25 protein-coding genes and 1 pseudogene are annotated in these 23,012 nt (G+C 41.1%); 10 read left to right on the top strand and 16 right to left on the bottom strand.

Going from position 1 to position 23,012, the window contains the following annotated elements:
- Positions 1-554 precede the first annotated feature (554 nt).
- A complete protein-coding gene (locus CVN76_RS31440; protein WP_198512525.1) occupies positions 555-728 on the bottom strand; it encodes a hypothetical protein in 174 nt (57 codons plus the stop codon).
- Positions 729-856: 128 nt separating this feature from the next.
- Between CVN76_RS31440 and CVN76_RS14870 the strand changes: the two genes are divergently transcribed.
- Positions 857-1,240 carry a LysR family substrate-binding domain-containing protein gene (locus tag CVN76_RS14870; RefSeq protein ID WP_100531923.1) on the top strand — a complete coding sequence of 128 codons (384 nt, stop codon included), beginning with the start codon at positions 857-859 and terminating at the stop codon, positions 1,238-1,240.
- Positions 1,241-1,431: 191 nt separating this feature from the next.
- Here CVN76_RS14870 and CVN76_RS14865 read toward each other — a convergent pair whose 3' ends face one another.
- Positions 1,432-1,929 (bottom strand): hypothetical protein, encoded by a 498-nt coding sequence (locus CVN76_RS14865; RefSeq protein ID WP_100531922.1) that lies wholly within the window; start codon positions 1,927-1,929, stop codon positions 1,432-1,434.
- 519 nt (positions 1,930-2,448) lie between these two features.
- Entirely contained in the window at positions 2,449-2,904 is a 456-nt protein-coding gene (locus CVN76_RS14860) for a hypothetical protein (RefSeq protein WP_232732248.1), read from the bottom strand.
- A 434-nt stretch (positions 2,905-3,338) separates the two neighbouring features.
- Here CVN76_RS14860 and CVN76_RS14855 point away from each other — a divergent pair, with 434 nt between their 5' ends.
- From CVN76_RS14855 to CVN76_RS14845, 3 genes are read left to right on the top strand one after another with little or no spacing between them, the layout of a single operon-like run.
- On the top strand, positions 3,339-4,043 hold the full coding sequence (locus CVN76_RS14855; protein WP_198512568.1) for a FadR/GntR family transcriptional regulator: 705 nt from the start codon (positions 3,339-3,341) through the stop codon (positions 4,041-4,043).
- Between the two features lie 25 nt (positions 4,044-4,068).
- Positions 4,069-5,463 carry an APC family permease gene (locus CVN76_RS14850; RefSeq protein WP_100531920.1) on the top strand — a complete coding sequence of 465 codons (1,395 nt, stop codon included), beginning with the start codon at positions 4,069-4,071 and terminating at the stop codon, positions 5,461-5,463.
- A 7-nt stretch (positions 5,464-5,470) separates the two neighbouring features.
- Entirely contained in the window at positions 5,471-6,712 is a 1,242-nt protein-coding gene (locus CVN76_RS14845; RefSeq protein ID WP_100531919.1) for an amidohydrolase, read from the top strand.
- Positions 6,713-6,904: 192 nt separating this feature from the next.
- Here the strand turns inward: CVN76_RS14845 and CVN76_RS14840 are convergent, their stop codons facing one another.
- The gene (locus tag CVN76_RS14840; RefSeq protein WP_100531918.1) at positions 6,905-7,252 is read right to left on the bottom strand and encodes a VOC family protein; all 348 of its coding nucleotides are present in this window, start codon (positions 7,250-7,252) and stop codon (positions 6,905-6,907) included.
- Between the two features lie 86 nt (positions 7,253-7,338).
- Positions 7,339-7,539: a hypothetical protein gene (locus tag CVN76_RS14835; RefSeq protein WP_061141019.1), complete on the bottom strand. Its 201-nt coding sequence runs from the start codon at positions 7,537-7,539 to the stop codon at positions 7,339-7,341.
- A 215-nt stretch (positions 7,540-7,754) separates the two neighbouring features.
- On the opposite strand from CVN76_RS14835, the pseudogene CVN76_RS14830 reads away from it, so the two are divergent.
- Positions 7,755-8,513, top strand: a pseudogene (locus CVN76_RS14830) (AraC family transcriptional regulator); the annotation flags it as partial.
- A gap of 2 nt (positions 8,514-8,515) precedes the next feature.
- On the opposite strand, the gene CVN76_RS14825 reads toward CVN76_RS14830, so the two are convergent.
- The 3 genes from CVN76_RS14825 to CVN76_RS14815 form a co-directional block, all read right to left on the bottom strand.
- Positions 8,516-8,797: a hypothetical protein gene (locus CVN76_RS14825; protein ID WP_100531916.1), complete on the bottom strand. Its 282-nt coding sequence runs from the start codon at positions 8,795-8,797 to the stop codon at positions 8,516-8,518.
- A 57-nt stretch (positions 8,798-8,854) separates the two neighbouring features.
- Positions 8,855-9,124 carry a hypothetical protein gene (locus CVN76_RS14820; protein ID WP_232732247.1) on the bottom strand — a complete coding sequence of 90 codons (270 nt, stop codon included), beginning with the start codon at positions 9,122-9,124 and terminating at the stop codon, positions 8,855-8,857.
- Between the two features lie 101 nt (positions 9,125-9,225).
- Positions 9,226-11,028 carry a hypothetical protein gene (locus CVN76_RS14815; RefSeq protein WP_100531914.1) on the bottom strand — a complete coding sequence of 601 codons (1,803 nt, stop codon included), beginning with the start codon at positions 11,026-11,028 and terminating at the stop codon, positions 9,226-9,228.
- Positions 11,029-11,207: 179 nt separating this feature from the next.
- On the opposite strand from CVN76_RS14815, the gene CVN76_RS14810 reads away from it, so the two are divergent.
- Entirely contained in the window at positions 11,208-12,599 is a 1,392-nt protein-coding gene (locus CVN76_RS14810) for a hypothetical protein (protein ID WP_100531913.1), read from the top strand.
- Positions 12,600-13,041: 442 nt separating this feature from the next.
- Here the strand turns inward: CVN76_RS14810 and CVN76_RS14805 are convergent, their stop codons facing one another.
- The 5 genes from CVN76_RS14805 to CVN76_RS31435 form a co-directional block, all read right to left on the bottom strand.
- Positions 13,042-14,007, bottom strand: coding sequence for a quinone oxidoreductase family protein (locus CVN76_RS14805; protein ID WP_100531912.1), 966 nt, complete (start codon positions 14,005-14,007; stop codon positions 13,042-13,044).
- Positions 14,008-14,148: 141 nt separating this feature from the next.
- On the bottom strand, positions 14,149-15,252 hold the full coding sequence (locus tag CVN76_RS14800; RefSeq protein WP_232732251.1) for a Ger(x)C family spore germination protein: 1,104 nt from the start codon (positions 15,250-15,252) through the stop codon (positions 14,149-14,151).
- 14 nt (positions 15,253-15,266) lie between these two features.
- The gene (locus CVN76_RS14795; protein WP_100531910.1) at positions 15,267-16,736 is read right to left on the bottom strand and encodes a spore germination protein; all 1,470 of its coding nucleotides are present in this window, start codon (positions 16,734-16,736) and stop codon (positions 15,267-15,269) included.
- 11 nt (positions 16,737-16,747) lie between these two features.
- A complete protein-coding gene (locus CVN76_RS14790; protein ID WP_157805669.1) occupies positions 16,748-17,809 on the bottom strand; it encodes a GerAB/ArcD/ProY family transporter in 1,062 nt (353 codons plus the stop codon).
- A gap of 126 nt (positions 17,810-17,935) precedes the next feature.
- Positions 17,936-18,082, bottom strand: coding sequence for a hypothetical protein (locus CVN76_RS31435; RefSeq protein ID WP_198512567.1), 147 nt, complete (start codon positions 18,080-18,082; stop codon positions 17,936-17,938).
- Between the two features lie 163 nt (positions 18,083-18,245).
- On the opposite strand from CVN76_RS31435, the gene CVN76_RS14785 reads away from it, so the two are divergent.
- Positions 18,246-18,773, top strand: a complete 528-nt coding sequence (locus CVN76_RS14785; RefSeq protein WP_100531908.1) for a GNAT family N-acetyltransferase — start codon at positions 18,246-18,248, stop codon at positions 18,771-18,773.
- 60 nt (positions 18,774-18,833) lie between these two features.
- Here CVN76_RS14785 and CVN76_RS14780 read toward each other — a convergent pair whose 3' ends face one another.
- Positions 18,834-19,664 (bottom strand): STAS domain-containing protein, encoded by an 831-nt coding sequence (locus tag CVN76_RS14780; protein ID WP_232732250.1) that lies wholly within the window; start codon positions 19,662-19,664, stop codon positions 18,834-18,836.
- 100 nt (positions 19,665-19,764) lie between these two features.
- Positions 19,765-20,190, bottom strand: a complete 426-nt coding sequence (locus CVN76_RS14775) for an Lrp/AsnC family transcriptional regulator (protein ID WP_100531924.1) — start codon at positions 20,188-20,190, stop codon at positions 19,765-19,767.
- 151 nt (positions 20,191-20,341) lie between these two features.
- Here CVN76_RS14775 and CVN76_RS14770 point away from each other — a divergent pair, with 151 nt between their 5' ends.
- A complete protein-coding gene (locus tag CVN76_RS14770) occupies positions 20,342-20,926 on the top strand; it encodes a DJ-1/PfpI family protein (RefSeq protein WP_100531906.1) in 585 nt (194 codons plus the stop codon).
- Between the two features lie 91 nt (positions 20,927-21,017).
- Here CVN76_RS14770 and CVN76_RS31035 read toward each other — a convergent pair whose 3' ends face one another.
- Complete coding sequence (locus CVN76_RS31035) at positions 21,018-21,188, bottom strand: hypothetical protein (protein WP_157805668.1); 171 nt, start codon at positions 21,186-21,188, stop codon at positions 21,018-21,020.
- A 329-nt stretch (positions 21,189-21,517) separates the two neighbouring features.
- On the opposite strand from CVN76_RS31035, the gene CVN76_RS14765 reads away from it, so the two are divergent.
- Complete coding sequence (locus tag CVN76_RS14765; RefSeq protein ID WP_061142793.1) at positions 21,518-21,940, top strand: DUF1641 domain-containing protein; 423 nt, start codon at positions 21,518-21,520, stop codon at positions 21,938-21,940.
- Between the two features lie 38 nt (positions 21,941-21,978).
- On the top strand, positions 21,979-23,012 hold a 1,034-nt coding region (locus tag CVN76_RS14760; RefSeq protein WP_100531905.1), incomplete at its 3' end, for an NAD(P)/FAD-dependent oxidoreductase.

Below are 23,012 nucleotides of genomic sequence, written 5' to 3'. Positions count from 1 at the left end.
GTTTTTTTATAGTGGATACATTTTTTATTTTGTACCTTATCCCTTCAATTTTATTGGCACATTATGTATACTCGTGCTTTGGTTTGTTATTCTTCAACTTGTTAAAAAATTCATTTCAGGAAAAGAGCAGGTATTCTGGTATGTTTGCATATTGTATGTGGCAATAAATCATTTTTTACATTATATTTTCGACCCACTTGCTGAAAAAAATATATGGTATGCCGGTATATTTTATATATATACGAATGTTGGATTAACTTCCCTTGCAGTATATTATTTTATGCGGGTCTATAAGAAGAAGTAGTTGAATAAGGTACACATTTTAGGATACCTTCAATTATAATAGTCAGTATTTATTTCTTAGTCATAAAGTCAATTTTATAATCATAACAGTTTAACTTTGAAATTAAGGCTAATATAGACTTCCTTTATGAACTAACCTGCCCCTTTAGTTCATAAAGATTTATCGCAGAGTTGACACATACTGAATCATAAAGTATTTATATAAAATCAAAAAAACTGCTCCTCAAAGAGCAGAAGCAGAAAAAAAGATGTTATTTCACAATTTTAAGAGGAACAAGTACTTTATGAAAAAAAGAGGTTTCGAGCTTGGCTAACCAACCGGTTCCGTTTTCTCCATTAGCTACTTGAGCAGCGTGTTTTTTGTGAAACTCCGCTACCCGTTTATTATGCTCTTTATGCCCTTGGTGCATAGAATCATGCTTCATTCTTATTGCCTCCTTTCCGTTTCATTATATTTCTAGAAAGGTTGAATAGAAAGTGCATTTTATTCAACTTTTCAAAGAGAGGAAATCGATACGTTGATAAATAGAAATATGCACAGTTCGTATACACTATGCTTGTTGAACTAACTCCTCATGAGTTTGTACTGAAAGAGGGTCCCATTTCCTTAGCAGACTTGGCAGACGAATCATTAGTTATTACCCCAAGGGTAATTGGACCGGGCTTTTACGATGTAATTACAAAAACCTGTCTTCAAGCCGGGTTTTCTCCTAATATCACGGTCGAGACCCATGACCTCCAAACGGTAATGTCCTTCGTCTCCCTTGGGATGAGCTTCTCACTTACAGCTAGAAATACACAAACTGCTGAGGTTGCCTTTAGGGAACTGGTGGATACGATAGTTCCGCTGGATATAGCAGTAGCATACCACCGTGATGAGAAATCAGAGGTGTTTCATTCGTTTCTGGACATGTTTTTCGATTATTATTCCATTTAAAATGATGAGGGCCGCCTAACATTGCCAAGCGGCCTATATTTTTTGGAGAGCTTAACTGCTATACGAAATCTGCGTCCTGCCCTGGCTACTGATATAATAGATTCTATTAAAAAAAGGTCATCCAGTAAAAACTGGCTAACCTTATAATACGAGCGCACCCGTTAGTTCATTATCTAGCTCCCCTAAAACTCCTAATGAAAAATGCCAGAAAATTCCCCCAAAGGAGAATTAAATATTGTTCTTTTTTGGACTATAAATTCAATGGGTTTCCCTTTATTACTTTCTTTACTGGGATTGGGTGGCGTTGTTCCTTCATACCAACTCTGCTCTCCATCAAAAGTTTTTATAATCTCTTCGTCCCCCTTGAAGTAAATTTCAAAACCTTCGAAGGGTTCATTGTTGTCTATTTCATAATAGTCCAACAACTCTTTTTCGCTGAGTTCAGAAGATAACTTCATATAAGCAACTGCTGTAGGTTGGCCTCCACTCCCCCAAGGTCCACCACCATATGACACTCCATAGTCGAACCCCTTTTCAATAATCTTTGTCTTGATTGGAAGTGTGTAGGAGAAATACTTATTCGCAAACTCTTCAACCGTTTGTTTATCTTCACTGAGTAAGTCATAGAAAAAGAATGCTACTATCGAAAAAATTAATACACCCATCCACCATTTATATCTTTTTAACATTACACCACTCCAATCTATCCATTCTTAATTTGCTATCTCCTATGCAGAGTGTAGCAAATAATCGCCAATCATTCTTAACGGATAATTGAGATTCTCTTTTTCACCTATCCTGACCCGTTAATTGAAAAAGAAAAAGCTGCCTTATAGACAGCTCCGATCTTCAGTTAGCACAACCACTTGCTTTATAACGATTTACTTTTCCAAGGAAAAGAAATACAGTGCTAATAACATATACACAAATGTATAGGCTGCCTCAGCAACCCCTGTTATTGAAATAAAGCTCCTTTTAGTTGAATAAGGTTAAAGAATGGGAGAACACTACTCATACTCATAATCACCTATTACCAGTTCTACCTTTTCGGGTATTATTTTTTGCAGGGATTTCATTGTTGAAAAGTGTTCATCATTCGAGAACGCGGTAATATAGTCACCATCGTACCCTACCCAAAACATCGTGTATCTTTCAGGTAAAATTGCTATTGGGGTATTGGCCCTCCACTTTACTTTAACTAGTCTGGTTCAGTTATTTTTAGTCCTTTTCACAGGATAAGACGACTCATATTCCCTTTCCTCCAGACTGAATACATCCTGTTTTAAGGACCATAATGATAAGTTCAACATGCTTCCATTCCCGTACAAATAAGGAAAATATTCTTTAAATTGCTCCGAGGTTCGTATAATTGCCTTTACAAAGAACGTGTCTTTACGACTCCCCTTCATATAATTAAATTCTATATTTTGCATCTTAAAAAGATCTTCGTACTCTTCTTGTTGAAAATCATAGATTTCCGCAAGTGAATAAATAGGGTAATAATCTGGGCTATCCATCCAATTACAAAAGAATACTTCATTGGTATCTGTATAAAAATCAACGATATATCGGAACTCCCCGTTAATCTCAAAAGGATAAGTGGCTTCTTCCCCTGGCACAGTTACTATTTTTTCAGGCGGGAAGTAGCTTATCTCTACCTGCATTTTAATCGCCCCTCTTATAAGATTCAAATAGCTTATTTTTACTATATTACAACGTGAAACCGTTGTTTTCGCTGGCTTTTTAGTAATTTCAGCCTGTTTTTCTCTCCACAGTTGCTAACCCCCTTAACGATGTTTGTCTTTAGCATATATCCTTATAATGATAAATTTCGAAATCCTGAAAAACATATTAAAATTATGTAATATTGAATTTTTTATTCTGATACGCATAATGATCTTTGCCGATTTTACTAATAGTTAGCCGTTATAACAGTATTTTATTAATTTGGTATACGTTTTGCATATTGAATATAGACCCTTCAACAAATCAGGAAAGGGGGAGGAGAGAAATCTATGTGTCCAGATAACTAAGGTATTTTTTTATATGCACTGGTCTGACCGGTCCGATAACTAAAGCTATGGAGATGAGCTTAAAGATGGCAATTGTAAGTGAAACGGTTCAAAAATTTTTATGTGATTTCATTCTTAAGAATAATCTTATGTGTGGTGACCAACTTCCGTCCGAAAGAGAATTGGCCAAACTATTAGAAGTAAGCAGATCTTCTGTAAGAGAGGCATTGCAATCACTTTCTGAAAAAGAAATTATTGAGAAAAAAATAGGAAAGGGGGTGTATGTAAAGAAAAATTTTCATCTCAATGACCAGGCATTTTCAAGTACGTTCGAAATATCTGTCAATATCGATAATTCTTTAGAATTATTAGAACTTCGCAAAGTGATTGAAGCTGAAATCGTTTATTTGGCTGCAAAAAAGATAGAACCGAATGAAATCAATATTCTTGAACAATCGCTTGTCGACTTAGAAGTGTGTATTAAAATGGAATCTTCTATTATCGTTCCCGATCTTGTATTTCACAGAACACTTGCACGATCGACAAACAACCAAGTGATAATTGATATGTACAATAATATATCGGAATTTTTCAAAAAAGTAAGGATCGAAATGGCAACCTATGATGATGCGATTAATGCACTTTATTACCATCAACAAATCTTGAAGGCGGTGAAAAGTGGCGATTCAGATAGAAGTTCTAAATTAATGAAAGAACATATTGAAGATGTGAAAAGCCATTATATCAAAATGGTAGAGGCGTATAAGAACGGCCAAAACCAATGCACCTGATAACCACTTAAAAGGGGGAAATATATTGAGAGCTAATGCCACCGCTACTTCAGGAACAGTTGAAGACGCACCAAATTTCAAAAGAGTTCTAACCCTCCCTTCCCTTGTATTCTACGGACTTGCTTATTTAATACCTACGACAATTTTTGATATGTATGGAATTGTATCTAATCTAACCCACGGAATGTTTTCTTTGACTCACGCGTTAACAGCATTGGCCATACTGTTTACAGCATTCAGTTATGGCAACATGGTTGCCGCTTTCCCGGTTTCAGGCTCTGCATATACGTATGCCAAACAAGCAATCAATCCATATATGGGCTTTTTAACGGGCTGGACTGTTATGATGGATTATCTTCTTGTACCTATGCTGTCTTATGTTATTGCTGCTAACTATATGAATGCGATTTTCCCTGAAATACCTAAATGGATTTGGATCCTCGGATTAACGGTCCTTGTGACGACGATTAGCTATGTTGGCATTAACGTTACTGCCAAAGTAAACAACGTGATTGTTTTGATCCAGCTCTCCATAATAGCTATTGTAACGATTTTTTTAATCAAATTCATTGCTGGAGGAGGAGGAATGGGATCCTTTCTCTCATGGGATGTATTTGTAAACTCTAGTGAGTTTGCTAAACCAGAAGTAGGATGGGGAGTCATTTTTACTGGTGCATCGATACTTGTACTATCCTATTTTGGTTTTGATGCTGTAACAATGGTAGCGGAAGAAGCTATTAATCCTAGAGTCAATGTTCCAAGAGCGGTATTGATAATTTGTGGAGGTGCGGGGCTTTTATTTACATCCGTATCTTACTTAATGCTATTAGCCTGGCCCGCAGGCTGGAGTGAATTCACCGATGTAAATACGGGAGCGCTTGAACTATTTAAAAAGATCGGATTAGGTATACTCGCTGTCATCTACCCTTTTTTCACCATGATAGGAGCCATAGCGGGTCCTTTAGCTGCACAAACCTCTTGTTCCCGCATGCTGTGCAAAATGGGCGGCGACAGGATCATTCCAAAGTTTTTTGGTTACATTCACCCTAAAAAAGCAACTCCAACAAATAGTATCTTATTTATCGGGTCCCTTAGTTTAACTGCTTTATTTCTTGATGTAACAACAGCCATCTCTTTAGTGAACTTCGGCGCACTATTCGGCTGCACCTTCGTAAATATATCTGTTATATTCTATTATTTTATTAAGCAGAAAAAACGCGGGGGCATCAACATTGTAAAATATTTATTATTCCCTTCTATTGGAGCAATCATCACTCTGTTCTTTTTATACAAATTGGATATGTATGCAAAGACTGCAGGTTTGATTTGGTTGACAGTTGGAGTTATTTACCTGGGACTAAACACAAATTTCTTTAAAAAACTTCCGCCGGAATTAAATATGAATGAAATGAAAGGATGATCCGTTAATGACGCAATCATATTGGTTAACGAATGTACTACTCGAGAGCGGCTTCATTCGAAAGGATGGAAACGTTACAAAAACAGTTACAGAAAACTGTCATATCCTTGTTGAAGAAGGTACATTCACTACGATAATCCCAGCCCATGAGAATTTCCCCGTCGAGTTGCCTGTTCAGGATACGGGCGGGCTGCTTATGCTTCCTGGTTTTCAGGATATGCATATACATCTGGACAAAACATACTATGGAGGTAAATGGAAAGCTTGTACCCCGTTTGTGGATGTATTTGGCCGAATGAAAGAAGAAGAAGACATGCTTCCATCTCTTCTTCCTGTTACGGAAGAAAGGGCCAAGAAGATTTTGGAACTGCTTTTACAGAATGGCGTTACCCACATACGGGCTCAGTGTAATGTTGACCCTATAATTGGGCTAAAAAACATGGAAGCCGTTTTACGGGCATTACAATCGTATGATAGACAGCTTTCTTACGAGTTAGTTGCTTTTCCTCAGCACGGACTGCTGCGAAGTAATTCCGTTCCACTTGTAAGGGAAGCATTGCGAATGGGAGCTACTGCTGCAGGGGGATTGGATCCGGCCATAGTGGATGAAAATATCGAAGCTTCCTTACATGCGCTCATAGAGCTTGCAGTTGAAGCGGATGCAGATATAGATTTGCATTTACATGAGCCTGGTCAACTGGGAATTTATACGATGAAACGATTGGCTAAACTTGTAGAAGAAGCTGGTTGGCAGGGGCGAGTTGCCATTGGACACGCATTTGGACTCGGCGATGTTCCAGTGCAAGTGGCAGCCGATGCGGCGGAAACTTTAGCTCAAGCGAATATTTCCATCGCTTCTACTGTACCTATCGATATCCCCACAATTCCAATTCCATTGCTTCATGAAAAGGGCATAAATATTTCACTTGTAAATGACAGCATAACGGATCATTGGGACCCATTTGGCACAGGTGACGTGCTTTATAAAGCCAGTCTGATGGCTGAACGTTTCGGTCAGATTGATGAGTGGTCATTAGGACGGGCCCTTGGATTTATTACTGGCGGGAAAACCCCTCTTAATTCAAGCGGGGAACGCGTTTGGCCGGCTATTGGTGATAAAGCCGATGCTGTTTTTTTGGAAGCTAGTTGTTCAGCGGAAGCAGTCGCAAGACGTGCAAAGCGCCTGGCGGTTATACACAAAGGAAAACTCGTTTCAGGTTCTTTTGATCAAATCCTAGTGAAAAATTAATAGTATAACGAAAAAAACGCTAACCTTTTTGTTGAAATATACAGAATGGGGCTGGCGTTTTTTTCGAGAATATTAATAATCGAATAGCTTAAAGGCAGGTGGCATGCACAAATTCAATAAAGCATGAATCTCTTCGGTATATGTTAACAAACCATCAGCTCGTTCAGTTCCACAGCAAAAGATTACAACTCGTCATTTCTCCCAAAGCTCGATCAGCCGGCCTTCAGGATCTTCAATCCAAACAAACTTTCCATATTCACTAATCTCTTCTTTCTTGGCAAGAGGTACACCTATTTGTTCAAGATGCTTAATTGTCTCGCTTAGATTATCTACCTGGAAATTTAACATCACTTGTTGTTCTGTTGGAAAATAACGGTCATCCTCGGTAAAGAAAGAAAAGATGGTCTCATTTCCTGCTTGGGGCTTTATTACCGTCCCATTCCAATTGTCTATTTCAAGCTTCAACACTTCACTGTACCATTTTTTTACTGACTCTAGATTTTTAGTTCTCCAAAATATTCCGCCAAAACCTTTTATCATCGTAACTAGCCCCCATCTGTCATTAAAATTTGGATGTAAATCAAGTTCTTTTGTCCCCTGAATTAAATATAGAAACTTTTACTTTTTTATCCCTTGATTGCCTTAATTAATTCATCCAGCTTCTCGTTCTTTTCTTGATCTAATTTTACCTTTTCATTCATGAACTTAATGACCTTACTCACAAAATAAATGGCAAAACCAGTAAGAACCAAAGAAATCACGATAGGGATCAAAGTTAAAAGGATATATACACTATGTGGAACAAACAATGTGCTGCCACCCAACATCTCATCCTCCTTTAATAAACGATACCATTATTATACAATGACTTCATTTTATAAAAAAGGTCTGCCCCAAGACACTCTTTGGAGATAACTTGGAAATTCAAGTAAAGAAGAAAAATCAAACGTATGAAATGGATATCTATTATACTTCTATTAAGGAGTGAGAATGAGCATAGACAACATATGATTGATTGGGTGAAAGGCATCTATAGATGATTGTTCTATCATTTGTCAAAACTATCAATAAAGACGAGGAGTGGGGCGGCATGGCTATTTCCAGAAAAATCGAGGTTGAACAATTGAAACATGCGAAGAGTGAGTTGTTTAATAAAGACGTACTCCACATTTTGAATGGTCAGGCTATGTATGAAGATTTCAAGGAAAATCATTTAATGGGGAATTCTGATTACGTTCCATTCAATGAAGCGATGTGTGTTAACGCGACGACTCCGCAGGTTTTCGATCAATCGTTCATAAAAACACGGGCAGCAGGGCATCATGAGTCGGTGAAAAATTATATGGGAAAGGTGATCGAGCCATTAAACGGCCTCTTTCATAAAGAGTACACCTTTATCGTTTTATGGTTTGGTGAAGACATGTTTTGCCAAATGAACCTCCTTACCCTCCTTTCCTATCTTGAACAGTCCCGGTATGCCGGCAAGGTTTTCTTAAACAGCTTCAAGGAGGATGAATGGAAAGTAAGTCAAACCGAACTCACTTTAGGAACCTATCAATCTGTCTATCAAGAAGTATTGGTGAATCATGCAAAACCAGCAAAAAAACTCACGCCGATCATGGACCAGGCAATCGACCTATATTTGGATATGCTCAAAGCAAATAATGCCGTGGTAACGTACATTTCCAAAAACAAGCACTTACCGACATCCGAATTAGTAAATCGGTTATTCGATCGGTTTCCATCCATTGGATATGGAGATTCACAATATATCGAGCTTATCAATGAAGTGAGATCATAACGCTATGTCAAAAATATGATGAAAAATAAAAACGCAAACCCAATAGCCATAAACACCTGCTTCTTCTTTTCCTTGTTACAATAACTTTCGATGGCATCTATGATTGATCCAATTCCTAATAACAACCATATGAAATGTATATTAAAATCAGTCGTGAATGATAAAATCAAAACCAAGCCTATCGCTGTCGCCATTACATACCTGATCTGGACAAATGGTTTCGTACTTTCACTTTCCCTATTTTCAAAGAACAATCCGAAGACATCTTTCAATTTGTTCGACATATAATCCTCCCTTGAATTTCTGCCTTTCTTTAACGTTAAAACCCGCTACTTGATTAGTTAAAAATATAAGGGATATGTAAACAAAAAAAGTACAACTAAAGTTACAATCACTCTAATCGCTGTCCATTTTTTACTGATTCCCGCTTTTTTCTCTAAGTAGCTGATATAGCCAATCGTTAAAATGAAGCCAAAAAAGATGATGATATACCCGCTAGAATCACCTTTAGCAAGATATCTTAATGCTGCTAAAGCAATGAGCATAGGACCGATAGTCCCCAAAATCATATTCACATATCGACCTTGTTTATTTTCTTTCAATACCCTCACTCCTCATGTTATTTCACGAAAACAGCCTTCCGCTCATTAAGGGCTTTATATGAAAAGGATCAAGTCCGGTGTTATACCGAACTTAATCCTTAGGCTGCCGTTTATTTCTTTGGCAGGTCGAGGTTCGTGAATTGATCGACTGGTACGATATCTTCGTCCATGTCGAGCACTTTCAGGACAACCCGGTCTCCCGCTTTCGTCAAGACGATATCGGAGAGTGCGTTGATGCTGGGGTCGACCGAGAATCTTTTCCCATTTCCCTCCACAAGCAGATAGTAGACGTAGCCGTTTGCAAGATTAGCATCGTTGATCCTGGCTACCTTACCCTTGATTTCTTTCATTTCGAATCCTTTTTGCGGGGTGACGCCACTGACCTTGCCTAAAGAGGCGATCAGTTTTTTATAGTTCCGGAAAGCTTCGTCCTTCGTTTTCCCGAAGACCACTTGGGGATTATCGCTATTGGCATAAACGATGGCCACGCCTTGGAACTTACTGCCCTTCGTTACCGGAATGACATATGTTGGTGCACCGTATATCGTATAGAAAACGCCATTGGTGGCTTTCCAGCCTGGATATTTGGACAAAAACTCACTGGCATTGGCGTTGGATTTCGCTTCCTTTCCAGTCAGAACCGAGGTGACTCCCTTGTAGTAGGTCATCTCGCCGGTCTTGGCGTTGAAAACACCATAGCCTACGAGGGTTTTTGAATTCCCTTTTGATTTAGCCCTGGTAAAGTCAACGACATAAATCAATTCGCCCTTTTCATTGAACGTAACCTGCATATTATCTTCATTGGGGATCAAGACATCCTTCTTTGCGCCAATTAAAGATTGGTTCTTCCAGCCGTGAACATATTTCCCCCAGTACGTCCAATATTCCAACGCCGTTTCCAAGGTGTATGTCCGATCTACCCATTTCGGTTCTTTTCCTAACGGATAGTATTTCGTGCCGCCGGTTTTCGGATCGACCAATACCACTCCGTCCACGACGGAGCCGCTGCGGTATTTCAAATGATGCCCGACAGAGGCTACAAAGAAGGGCTTGCCAGCTTCGTCCGGCTCCAAATAGGAATCATAGATGATTTTATCCGGATATGCCCTCCGGATCGTCCTTTCCAGATCATGTTCAAGGTACTGTGAGGGAGCATAGAGCATTTTTCCTTTTATCGTGCTTGCCCCTTTATCCGTCGAAACCGCGGAAACCAGGTTAAACCCTGGCGTGTAATCCGCTTTCCCTGCTTTAAAAAACCCGTCCATTTCGATCGGCGAGGTATACGTCAAGTCACCATTTATATTGGTCAGTCTATAATCGCCTTCCGTGAAATATGAGGCATTTTCTATTTTGTTAATCGCTGCATCACCTTTTGCATCTGCCATTTTCACTGTAACGAGCGGCATCGTTTTTATATCCTGCACTTCTTCAAGCTCACCCTTTTTATCGACCTTCGCCAAGCCGTGGAGGTCTTCAGCTACAGTGAGCGGGTAAAACAGCATGATGGCCCAAGCCATGATCAAGATGCCCCCGATCAAGCTGTTGAAATGAACATTCCAAGGAGTCTTGGCTGGTTTATTTCCTTCGTTTCTCCTTCGATTACTGCGGGATGTTGAAACCTCCTTGACAGTGTATATATACATTCCCGAATCAATGATGAGGATGAGACCAAGAATGAAGGCAAAGGCCGAAAAGCATGCGGCTGCCGTATGGTCCAATAATATAATATCGAATATGAAAAATAATAGGAATGCAGAAAGCAGCCATCTCATCGCTTGTTCGATGAAAAAGCCCTTTTCTTTGTTTGCGGTTGCCTGCATCCACCTTTGCGGAATCAACGAAAGCCCCAATAGAGCAAAGGGCAATTTCAGGAGCATCCCTATTAGTATGAAGACGATAAGTGAAAGTATCATGGTTTTAAAAATCTCTCCTTGTCATGTATGTTCCTTTTTACCCATATTATCACTTTTCCGCACCTTATTTACTAGTTTTATAATATTTTGGAATCTTGCATTTTTATTTTCCCTGGATGCTGCTACTTTTCGTTATGGAAGGTTTATATAAAAGGTGGATAAGAAAGGGGCGAAACCGGATGATTTATGAAGAAACCTACCACCACCTATTAAGAAATGCATCTTCCACTGAATTCGATACGTGCTTGTACGCCTTGCTTCATAGTGATTGGGATGGGGTGATTCAGAGTCCGCTCCATAGGATGGCACGCGCTGTCGGAACAACAGAAAAGTACTTAAGGCAGATCATCAGGAAATTCACCGACCCTCAAGGATCTCTTCCAAAGGTTTTCGTGCCCGTCCATCAAGATGGGGAACTTCTATATAAGTTCAATCTGGGACCTGCGAGTACCCTTGGGTTTAATAAGAAGACAGATCGTTATTGCAAGAAGTACCGTTTCTTTTATAGCGATGCTTTCAAAGGCTTAAGCATTCATGGGAAACGGCTGCTGCTGATGGCCGCTTTCCGGATGTCCGTTTCGAAGTCGGAAGAGGTGATGTTCGATTATAGCGAAATCGTCCCTGATGGCCGCTCACTCTTCACAAGGAAACGTTTAGTGAATGCAATCGATGCAGTCCATGTGGCTCTGGGACATATGGTGACGATTACGTTTGCAAGCCGCACTTTTTCAAAGAAGGAGGTTCTTGTATTCACATTCAACGAAGGCATATTGGAGCAGTATATGGAGAATCGGGCGGAACGGACTTTGCTGCGAAAAACGATTTTCAACTCTGGCTTTCTTGGGCATATCAGTGATTCTGTATGCATGGAGTTGGAACGGGTCGGCAAGTATATTTACCGCTCCTTTCTGCACGAAGCGACATCATCGAGTATTTCCACCGACATCCAACAGGAGCTGCAAAAGCTAGCCCGATTCGTCTATTCGCATTCTTTAAAGAAATTCGCCTATGCCCTTCCTGCCAATAAGCATTTACTTCTGGCACCACAACAAGCATCTGCCTATTTAAGTAAGGTCATTTACAACGAAACCTTGGAACAAATGGCCAAGTATGCCCACCAAGCAGCGTCGATCAAGAGCTTGCTTGATCGCGAACATTTTCATAGGGAAATCTCCGAAAAAGCTCTCGGCCGCAAGGTGAATGATTGGGAAGTGGCAGCACATATCGAACCGATTCTTCAAAAGCACCACCAAGCAGATTTCATCCGCCGCGTGTTGAACGACTGGTGCGAGAAATGGCTGATTTCCCGTGTAAAGAAAGTGCCCGAATCCGAGGGAAAACGGAAAGTGCCGAACGATGATGGGCAGACCGCTTCCGAATATATGCAAAGCATTAGAAACGATACGTTTGGCGAATTGGACAAGCTAATGGCAAAAATTCGCAAGTACGGCAGTCATGCCATTGCCCCGGCAGCCCGAAATGCGACACTCGCACATAAAAAGAAATCGCTCCAAGCTTTTTTCACGATACAAAAAGAGCGTCTGGCTCCTGCTTCCATACCGAACTATTAACGAGATTCGCAGATATAATAGTGATTTTCGTCGATATATTGGGCAGATTCGGCGATATATTCTGTTTTTCGGCGATATATCCTGATTTATCAAAAGAGATGATACTTTCGTCTCTTTTTTTGCCTTCCTTCGGTATGTGATTTGCGGATGCCATCCGTGAATGGCAGCGGTGCGCTTGTGGAATGGGGAGGATTCACTGTGGGTTGAGTCAATCGATCCGTTCTTTGCCTGAACGGCTTGTGAATTGTAAGCTCAGGTCCATGGCTGTCCATGAAGGCATGCTTCAAAACGTGTTATGGCAACGGTTTTGATGATCGGTTTATCCAAGGGTCTAAAGGAAGGGGCTATACAAAGGTACTTAAAAAGGGCTTTATCATCAGTATGAATAAGGAGATGAAGGAAAGCAAAAAGGCCACCATTAAAATGGATGGCCTTCTTCCCTTTATGGGATCAATAATATTTTCCCCGTACTTTTCCGGCTTTCCAGCAGTCTATGTGCATCTGCGCCTTTTTCCAATGAAAAAAGAGTCGGTTGGTCAACAAGGATTTTCCCGGACATGATCCATTCAAACAACTGTGCCGTTCTTCTTTTCCGCTCTTCATGGGTGGTCAACACGTTCCAAAGGTCTCCTCCTATTAAGGCTTTGGAGGTGTCCATCAGCATTCTCGGGTCGATTTTCTCGGGATCACCGCCTGCCATTCCAAAGAAAACGACCGTTCCGCCGGTCTTCGTCGCCTCGAAACTATTCATCAAGGTCTGCCCGACAGATTCGTACACGACATCCACGCCGATGTTATCCGTTACGTCCTTAACGGAGTTCACCCAGTCCGATTCGTATAGGAATACATGGGAGGCACCCGCTTGTTTGGCGACAGCCGCTTTATCATCGGATGATGTCAAGCCAATGACCTGCCCGCCCTTCATCCTGATCATCTGCGTCAATAATTGCCCGACCCCGCCTGCAGCCGCATGAACCAAAACGGTTTCCCCCTGTTTAACCGGATGGCTGTCATCGGTTAAATATTGGGCTGTCAATCCTTGCAGGAGGACAGAAGCTGCCGTTTCGAAGGAAATGCCATCAGGCAGCGGCAGCAGTTTGTCGGCTGTAACGGAAACCAGCTCTGCATTCGCATGGGGAACATCAGCAAAGCCGACGCGATCGCCAACCTGAAGATGATGAACATCCTCCCCGACATATTCGATGACACCCGCGCCTTCATAACCTAAAATAAAGGGAGGTTCACCCACCAAATGGTAATTCCCTTTCCTTCTATATACATCGGCAAAATTCAAGCCGATTGCTTTCATTCGAACGATTACTGACGAATTGGTACGTTCCGGTTCCTCTATTTCCCTAACGGAAAGAACTTCCGGTCCGCCAAAGTTATCAAAAACAAGTGCCTTCATCAACCTATCTCCCTTCAAAGGTTCTTCATTCTTTAAGATATAGGATGCATCCTTCAATGGCAAGAACGATGATAGCGATTTTGCCCTTTCCCCTAGCATGCTCATCGATTTCCTGGATTGTCGGGACATATCCATCCGTTTTCACTTTTTATAGTTCCTTGTATGTTCAATTATGATATTCACCTTGATCTTCTCGAGCGAATCAGGTGATAGTTGATTAAGCTCGTTCATATCCCAGTTGCCCATACTGAAGCGATACGCTTTTTCAGCTAAATGATATGGATCCGTGTTCATCTCCAAACCTTTCTTAAACGTATTGTTTACCTCCCCTTTCACTTGTTTGGCTAGAATTCTTTTTATTTCCTCCACAGGTACATTGCGATAATTTTCCTCTATGGTCACCGGCACGTCCAACGTGATTCGATATTTAGGAAATTCACCTTTTATGACGTCTATTTGAGAACGTGGACGTACTATTTGTACGGCTACTTTTTTAGTACCCGAAGATAAATAAAGCTTCTTTACTCCATGAGTGAGCCAAGCCAATCCCTTAAGGTCATTTCCCTTCACCCAGCCTGTTAGTTTTTTATCGGATAAAAAATAACCGCCATCTATCTTCACGATTTTCTTTGTTCCATTGCCTTCTTTCCATGTTGTACTATCAATTTGCAAGGTAGGGATCAGAATCGAGCTAACTGGCTCCCTATACCTTTGAATCAGATTCTGATAGGTAATGAAAGGGATAAACGAGTTATTCCTGAATACTTCTTCTGGATTGAACACTAGTGTATAAATTGGGGATTTATTAAAAAAACCATTCACTATCATTGATTGCTGCAGGTTTTGCTTCACACTATATACCCAGGTGTTATACCTTATCAATTCCGTACGTCCTGCATAATCCAAAAATTCATCCAGATGATTTTCCAGAAAGGATGGGGTGAAGTATAGGGAACTGATTTGCCCAAAATACATCGGAATAAAAGAAGATTTCTGAATGTCATCAAACGCTTCATCGATCGTCTCCCCCGTCCCTTTCCCTAACAAAACGGGGGGTGCCTCAGGCAAAAGCGCGTTTCCCTCTTGTTTGGCAATACTGGAAAAACTTAAAGATTGAAAATAAATAATGTATTTTCCTTTTTGAAAATCAATTCCAAGGGCTGTAATATACACTTGGTTTTGAATCTCTTTTATCCCCCAGCATCCTGATAACGGGACTAAAAGTAAACAGACGATAATCATCATTTTCTTCACTGGATCTACTCCTTTTTCCGATCGGAATCTGTAGGGGAATAGGCTTGATTACGGATCTTCATATATTTGTAGGGAATTTTTAAAAACGATTTCAACACATCCCCTTTATTCAGCTTATAAAGCGACGCCAAATAAGGATGACCAAAGCTCTCCAAACTGGCGAGAGCAATAAAAATGAAAAACACACCAAGAAAGAACCCATACAGTCCCAGAATTGAGGATATCCCCAATATGAAAAATCGAATGAGCAGAACATTTCCCGCTAAATTCTGATTGACTAACGTATAGCCAGAAATAACTGTTATCGCCCCGATCACGAGAGTGGAAGGAGATGTCAAACCAGCCCGGATGGCTGCATCCCCTATGATCAGCCCCCCTAATACAGCGACGGTTTGTCCCACTGCTTTAGGCAGTCGAACCCCCGCTTCTTTAAATAATTCAAAGAAAACCAGCATGATAAATAATTCCAAAGGTCCAGCGATGGGCAGTCCATTCCTGGAGACGGAAACGGTAGCCATCAATGGGAATGGCAGTTGATCCAATTGAAATGAGGTAAGGCCTGTCCAGAAACCCGGTAAAAAAATAGTCGTGATCAACGCGAAAATCCGCAGTATCCTTTCAGCGCTCACATACAAAAAACTCACTTGATTATCCTCAGGAGTCTTTAATAGGTAGGTCAGGTTGACCGGTCCAAGTAAACAGCTTGGGCTTCCATCGACTAAGATCGCAAATCGCCCTTGATTAAGGGATTGTACGACATAATCGGGTCTTCCTGAATAGTCGACCAAAGGAAATATGGAGAAATGTTGATCATATAAAAGCTCTTCTATTTGATAGCTGCTTGTAACTATATCGATTTGCAGGGAACTTAGTTTCAGTTGGATGTTACGTAAAACATCCGGGTTGATTACATCCTCCAAATAAAGGAGATTCACATTCGTATTGCTTCTAGCCCCCAAAGTGTAGCTCTGATTCGCTAACGCCGTAGTCTTCAAGCGTTTCCGAATAAGGGCCATATTCACCTCACTGTTTTCTATGAACCCATCTCGCGGTCCTCGTATGGATACTTCCATATTCGACTCATCAATGGACCTTTGAGGCATTTTCGCTACGTTAATGGAAAGCATATGGGACGTTTGACAGTCAAAAAAAAGCAAATTACCTGAAAACAAAGCCATTGAAAGCTCCTCACGAACCCGGGAAGATGGCTTGATTTCCTCGATAGCGAGTAAATGATCGAGAGTTTGCAGCCCAATCGTTTTCCCTTCTTTTATAAGTCCATCCACGGCCGGTAAGACTGAATCATAAATTAACATACTGTCTACCATACCGCTGGCGTATATCAATAAAAATTCCTGCCTTTCCACATCCTCATGATTAAAAACCTTGCTACTCATATGAACATCGGAATGGGCTTGAAAAAGCTGATATATTCCTTCTTTTGTTAGTAATGCATGGTCATGTTCCTTAGCCATTCTCATAGAAGTCACCTACTTTTAAGTTTTACTAGAAGAAACGTCATGAAGAGGAATGAAAGTAAAACTACACATACAGCTGGATAATAAATTTGATATAGGAAGGAAACAAACTTGTCGGATTGCCAATTAACGAGCGCACCGATGACCAATACGATATATATGATGGATAAAGACCACTTTTTCTTGACGAATCCTAATAATTCGTTAGTCAGGAACATTAGTAAACTGACACGAATCAAAGCACCGGCGAACCATTGGAAAATCGAGAAGAAATCCACACGCGTAATATATTTACCGATCGTTAGCAGTTTCCATTCTTCATAGGCTGGATTGTTCATCAGTCCCGCTTCTATAGGTCCAAACTCAGCGATCGCTGCAGTAAGCGGCCCGAGTGTCAGCATCAATAAGAATAAGATTGTCAGGGTCAACCCTTTCCCTGTTAAAGATTGTTTGGAATATCCTTGAAGAAGGGCAAGGTATAGAATTTCACCAAATGCTGCGAGTACGTAGATCGTTCCTTTCAGAGACGGTTCGTACCCTTGCTCAAATATGGGGAGTAATAGGGTGTAATCCTTCTTCGGTATATTGCTAATACCTATAAAGACGCCAAGTAAGCAAACGATAAAGAAAAAAAACGGACCTAGGATGGCGATCGTCTTCATTCCTTTGAATGATGCATAATAACTGATAAGTAAAAAAGAAATCACAATAATATAATTGGGTACCTCTGATGCATAATTATCTTTTGCCCAAAATAATGTATATTTCATGGCGACAAACGCCTCGGAGAACATGACAAGGCCTAAACAGACAGCAAAGCATTTCACTAAATAAGCAGGATAGTTAGCTTTCAGGAAGGAAAGTAAAGACTGCTGTTTAAGTGAGCGGCACATATAAAAAATCATGAATCCAATAATTGTAATGGGGATACTAGTAAATAGGACACTTACCCAAGCGTCCCTCCCGGCTGCCGTTATGATATTCGGCAATGCCAATACATGTAACATGAAGCCCGTTGAAATGATCGCCAGTATATAGGTATGGCCAGATTTAAGATTTACGTTTGTCATAAGCATCCTCTTGAGTTTTTATATATTTTGCGTTTTTATTATGATCCTATACTCATAAAAACGTACGAGGAATGAAAAATACCGCCATGCCTGAGGTTAGGCAAAAGCGGTAAAGAGATGATCCAATCAATCGGTATTGTTGCCAGGTCCGTTCTTTCGTTTATTCGCCGTGTATTCCTTACCATGTGCTTCCTGTTCAGCAATGATGCCTTCTTCTGGAATATGGTTATTTTTTTTCGGTGCATTGACGCGGTTACGATGTTTTTTTCCCATGATGCAGCTCCCCCTCGACTTACTTTTGATTAATCTTGTACGTACTCTCGTTAGCATGTCCGATAAACATCAAAAATACCTCTAAAAAAGGAACTTCATAATAAAGGAAAACCTTTCGCAGGAACCGAATATGTTTAGCATAACTACATTTTGGAGGGGTCATATGTTTCCGGTACTGAACACACAAAGGTTACGGTTACGGGAAATTCATGAAGGCGATGCTGAAGCTCTTTTCCGGTTTTTATCGAATGACGAGGTCACTCGTTTCTATGGTCAAGATTCATTGCTCAATGTCCAGGAGGCGAAGGATATCGTGGCTGCGTTTGCGAAAGGATACCTTGAAAACCGGTGCATCCGTTGGGGGATTGAGCGAAATGATACGAACGAATTGATCGGGACGATCGGTTTTCATGCATATAGCCCGCAATACAGACGGACTGAAATCGGCTATGAAATCGATCCAGCCCATTGGCGCATGGGATTTGCCTCGGAAGCGCTTAGGGAAATCATTGCATACGGGTTCAACAATCTAGCTTTGACCCGAATCGGCGCGGTCGTTTTCCTGGAAAATCAACCATCATGCGAATTATTGGTAAAGCACGGCTTCCTCCAGGAGGGTATTTTAAGGAGCTATATTTATCAATACGGCATACCTCATGATACATATGTCTTTTCCTTGCTGAAGTCATGAGTCCCCGTCCTGTGCCAATGGGGACTTTTCCCATTCCGTTTTCACCGGAAACCTTCCGATTCAGCTCACTACAAGATGGTCCTTCAATGCTTGCTGCAGCGTCAACTTTGTCTCTGCTTTATCTTCAAATTCCACCCCTGCACGAACCATCTTGATAACCACCCCGGGGCGTAATCCAGTCACTACGGTTTTACAGCCCATCATGGCCGTCCCATCAAGAATATTCAATAGGCGGTTCATGATTTCAACATCCATCTCGATGATACCGGATAAGTCCAAGATCAAGGTCTGTAACCTTAAATTGCTTATTTCCACCAGCACTTTTTCCTCGATTATCCCGATTCGTGAATCATCGATTGTACCGATTAACGGAAGGACACAGGTGGTGGGAGTAACGGGAATGATCGGGACGGATAGGTTTTTCACCAGGTTTTGCTGCGCCAGAATCAACTTGTCTTTGTAATCGGAATAACTGACGAAAAAGGATTTTAGAAAAACATCGACCTTTTCATTCACTTCCTTTTCCAAATTAAAAAAGGTGTACGAATCGCTTACGAGATCTTTGGTATGCTCGTACTTATAAAAGAAGGTCCAAAGTGTCCTCCTGATGGCCTGGATCCATTCCAGCTTGAATGAAAGCGTCAAGGAGTGGGTTGCCCACGTTTTCCCTTCTTGTTCTGCAAAGGTAATCAAATCGGCTTCATTCTGCTCCACGATGTAGCGGATGAGCTTATGGGCATTATTCAAAAGGTCAACATTACCCACCAGCAAGATTTCCTCGATCTTCTCCCTGACATTTACCGCTTGGGATAAAAGATAGTCTTCAAAATCATTTTTGTTCTGTAAAAGGAATTCCATTATTTCTTCTTCCTCATAAACAAAACTCACGATTCTCCACTCCCTTTTGTTGATACTTTCAAATGTGATTTTTGTTACTGTCTACATTCTCTATTGGGCGGTTTTTTTCCTGCCCATTATCTTCAGGTCATATTTACTCTCGCGGGAAAATATCCTTAACAGTCGATGAAAATATCAAATGTGTCGACGATTTTCCATATTTAATCGCCTCATCAACAAACCCTTCCAGTGTTTCCATGGAATATGTACTGATTTTAACCAGATAACTATATTGACCGGCTAGCCGGTGACATTCCTGAACATCCGGATGCCTCAAGCTAAAATCATAAAAATCCTTACACCGATCCGTTTCAAACAAAACGAACGCAGTCAAGCCCCTATCAAGCTTTTCAAGGGCTATTTCCGTTTTATATCCCTTGATTACGCCGCTTTCTTCCATTTTAATTACTCGCTCTTTAGTGGCTGGGGCGGTTAAAGAAACCCTCTGGGCCAGCTCCTTCATTGCCATGCGCCCGTTCGATTCTAGCAAGGATAGTATTTTTTTATCCGTTCGATCCAAATCAATCACCATCACTTTTCATTATTAAGTGGAATCCTTCAAATCCATTATAAAATAAAGAGAAATGGAATGAATGCATAATGAATCATATGTAATCAGGAATATACTTTTTATATAATAAATACAAATATATTGTATGGGGGTTGCTGCTATGAAAAAAGTATTGCTGCTGTTATCGAACGGGTTCGAAGCGGTTGAAGCGAGTGTGTTTACGGATGTATTGGGCTGGAATAAATTAGAGGGAGACGGCTCCACCGATCTTGTTACCGTAGGACTGCATGAGCAATTATCATGCACCTGGAATTTCATCGTGAAGCCCGAATTCACCATCGATCAAGTGAACCTTGATGACTTCGATGCTTTAGCCATTCCGGGGGGGTTTGAAGAAGCAGGCTTTTACGATGATGCCTATGATCCAAAGTTTCTTGATGTCATTACAGACTTTCATGATAAAAAGAAAATCATTGCATCGATTTGTGTAGGCGCACTTCCTTTAGGAAAAAGCGGGATCTTGAAAGGGCGGAAAGCGACTACCTACAATCATCCAACCAGTATCAGACAGGAGCAGCTCAAGGAGTTCGGGGCTCTTGTCGTCAATGAACCGATTGTCGTCACTGATAACATCATCACCTCCTATAATCCTTCCACGGCATTCGGGGTTGCTTTCACGCTTTTGGAAATGCTCACCACCAAAGAAAACTGTAATCATGTGAAGGAATTGATGGGTTTCCATTAAGGCTGTCCTACCCGAACAAGGTTCCGGATCATCCGTAACCTTGTTCGGATAAATGACGTTCGTCAGACGATCCACGTACGCACCTTCCTAATTATTCCTCCGTATTTTCCCCCATGCCTTCCTCAAGGTTTTTGAGGTACACGTCAGAAATCCCGTTCATGCCTTCCAATACTTGTGCTTTTGTATACTCCATACTGCCAACCAGTTTGTTCTGCTTCTTATCATCATTCTCTTCCGTATGCTTGGAATTTGAGTCAGTCACATTTTTCACCTCCATCGTTTAGGATGGCTTTTCCAGGTGGAAATATGCAGGAAAAGGCGGCGGTGACGGGCGCTATCCGATAAGTGAAAAATGGCCATTTAGCAGATGATCCAACCCAAATAGAAGGATATATCCATTCTAATTTACAGGAAAAAAATATATTATGGAGATCTTTTTAAAAAAATAAGCTGTTTTCATCGAGCGAAAGGGATATACTATAGGATAGCTTTTATTACATTTTTAAAGGATTACCTTTAACACTTTGTGTAATATTTTACAAGTTTTTCTAACCAAATCAACAAAATGCTTATTGCAAAGGAGAATTGGATATGTCAGAAACGATTACCCAATCACAGTCTGAACAATTAAATGCACGTCAAGATGTACTGGATCAGTTATTAAAGCCCGAGGTTCAGGAGTCACTCAATACTTTAGTCGATCAGCTTCCAAAACTGACTGAATTAGTGAATATTTTAACAAAGTCTTATGATTTCGCTCAATCGGTGGCAACGGATGATGTCCTGAAAAACGATACCGTCAGTGCCATTTCGGAAATCGCGACACCTGTGGTCGATTCCGTGAAAGGTCTTGCGGCCACTGCAATCGAAGCGAAGGATCGTGCAGAAGCAAATCATGATGTAATCGGTCTTTTTGGCCTATTAAGAATGATGAAAGACCCTGAGGCACAAAAGCTTTTCCGTTTCGCGCAAGCGTTCCTGGAAGTCTCATCAGAACGTAAAAACCAAAAATAATGTCTAAAACTTTCAATCAATAAGGACGGGGATTAACTATGTCAAAACAAATCGTCATCTTAGGTGCCGGATACGCTGGATTACTATCTGCGTTATCCGTACGTGAATATTACAAGAAGGATCAAGTGCAGGTTACCGTGGTGAACCAATTTCCAACCCACCAAATCATCACTGAGTTGCACCGTCTTGCCGGAGGTTCGATTTCTGAACAAGCTGTTTCGATTCCTTTGGAAAAACTTTTCAAAGGGAAAGATATCGACCTTGCCATTGCAAAAGTGGAGTCTTTCTCCGTTGATAAAAAAGAAGTGAAGCTTTCCAACGGCTCCACTTTATCCTATGATGCCCTTGTCGTGGCACTAGGAAGCCAAACAGGATTCTTCGGCATTCCAGGTCTTGAAGAAAACAGCATGGTCTTGAAATCGGTGAAAGATGCGAACCAAATTTACAAGCATATCGAAGATCGCATTCGTGAATATGCCCAAACGAAAAATGAAGCCGATGCGACCATCGTAATTGGCGGCGGCGGCTTGACTGGCGTCGAGCTGATTGGTGAAATCGTCGATCATTTCCCTAAAATCGCCAAGAAATTCGGCGTGGACTTCAAGGATTTGAAAGTCAAGCTGGTTGAAGCTGGTCCAAAAATCCTTCCTGTGCTGCCTGATCCGCTAATCGACCGGGCCATGTCTTCCTTGGAAGCGCGCGGCGTCGAATTCTTGACAGGTCTGCCTGTAACGGGTGTCAAAGGCAACCAAATCGAATTGAAGGATGGACAAACGATCACGGCCAATACGCTTGTTTGGACAGGCGGGGTTGCGGCTCTTCCTATCGTCGGCGAATCAGGTCTTGAAGTCGATCGCGGCAAAGCAGCCGTTAATGAATACCTGCAATCGACATCACATAAGGATGTATTCGTTGTCGGTGACAGCGCCCTTGCTTTCCCTCCAGAAGGCGGACGTCCATACGCGCCAACTGCACAAAACGCATGGCAAATGGGTGAGCTTGTCGGGTATAACCTCTATGCAGCCTTCGAAGGCAAGAAGCTTGAAGTATTCGCACCTGTAAATTCAGGTAC

It is taken from the genome of Bacillus sp. mrc49, assembly GCF_002803435.1.
This window is presented reverse-complemented; position numbering and strand designations above follow the sequence as displayed.

Bases quoted from the DNA above. Each gene is read 5' to 3' on its own strand.
- CVN76_RS14790 (WP_157805669.1), bottom strand. From the start codon at position 17,809: ATGACAAACGTAAATCTTAAATCTGGCCATACCTATATACTGGCGATC.
- CVN76_RS14835 (WP_061141019.1), bottom strand. From the start codon at position 7,539: ATGTTGGGTGGCAGCACATTGTTTGTTCCACATAGTGTATATATCCTT.
- CVN76_RS14845 (WP_100531919.1), top strand. From the start codon at position 5,471: ATGACGCAATCATATTGGTTAACGAATGTACTACTCGAGAGCGGCTTC.
- CVN76_RS14825 (WP_100531916.1), bottom strand. From the start codon at position 8,797: ATGTCGAACAAATTGAAAGATGTCTTCGGATTGTTCTTTGAAAATAGG.
- CVN76_RS31435 (WP_198512567.1), bottom strand. From the start codon at position 18,082: ATGGGAAAAAAACATCGTAACCGCGTCAATGCACCGAAAAAAAATAAC.
- CVN76_RS14810 (WP_100531913.1), top strand. From the start codon at position 11,208: ATGATTTATGAAGAAACCTACCACCACCTATTAAGAAATGCATCTTCC.
- CVN76_RS14785 (WP_100531908.1), top strand. From the start codon at position 18,246: ATGTTTCCGGTACTGAACACACAAAGGTTACGGTTACGGGAAATTCAT.
- CVN76_RS14870 (WP_100531923.1), top strand. From the start codon at position 857: ATGCTTGTTGAACTAACTCCTCATGAGTTTGTACTGAAAGAGGGTCCC.
- CVN76_RS14800 (WP_232732251.1), bottom strand. From the start codon at position 15,252: ATGATGATTATCGTCTGTTTACTTTTAGTCCCGTTATCAGGATGCTGG.
- CVN76_RS14805 (WP_100531912.1), bottom strand. From the start codon at position 14,007: ATGAAGGCACTTGTTTTTGATAACTTTGGCGGACCGGAAGTTCTTTCC.
- CVN76_RS31440 (WP_198512525.1), bottom strand. From the start codon at position 728: ATGAAGCATGATTCTATGCACCAAGGGCATAAAGAGCATAATAAACGG.
- CVN76_RS14840 (WP_100531918.1), bottom strand. From the start codon at position 7,252: ATGATAAAAGGTTTTGGCGGAATATTTTGGAGAACTAAAAATCTAGAG.
- CVN76_RS14815 (WP_100531914.1), bottom strand. From the start codon at position 11,028: ATGATACTTTCACTTATCGTCTTCATACTAATAGGGATGCTCCTGAAA.
- CVN76_RS14855 (WP_198512568.1), top strand. From the start codon at position 3,339: ATGGCAATTGTAAGTGAAACGGTTCAAAAATTTTTATGTGATTTCATT.
- CVN76_RS14770 (WP_100531906.1), top strand. From the start codon at position 20,342: ATGAAAAAAGTATTGCTGCTGTTATCGAACGGGTTCGAAGCGGTTGAA.
- CVN76_RS14795 (WP_100531910.1), bottom strand. From the start codon at position 16,736: ATGGCTAAGGAACATGACCATGCATTACTAACAAAAGAAGGAATATAT.
- CVN76_RS14765 (WP_061142793.1), top strand. From the start codon at position 21,518: ATGTCAGAAACGATTACCCAATCACAGTCTGAACAATTAAATGCACGT.
- CVN76_RS14865 (WP_100531922.1), bottom strand. From the start codon at position 1,929: ATGTTAAAAAGATATAAATGGTGGATGGGTGTATTAATTTTTTCGATA.
- CVN76_RS14860 (WP_232732248.1), bottom strand. From the start codon at position 2,904: ATGCAGGTAGAGATAAGCTACTTCCCGCCTGAAAAAATAGTAACTGTG.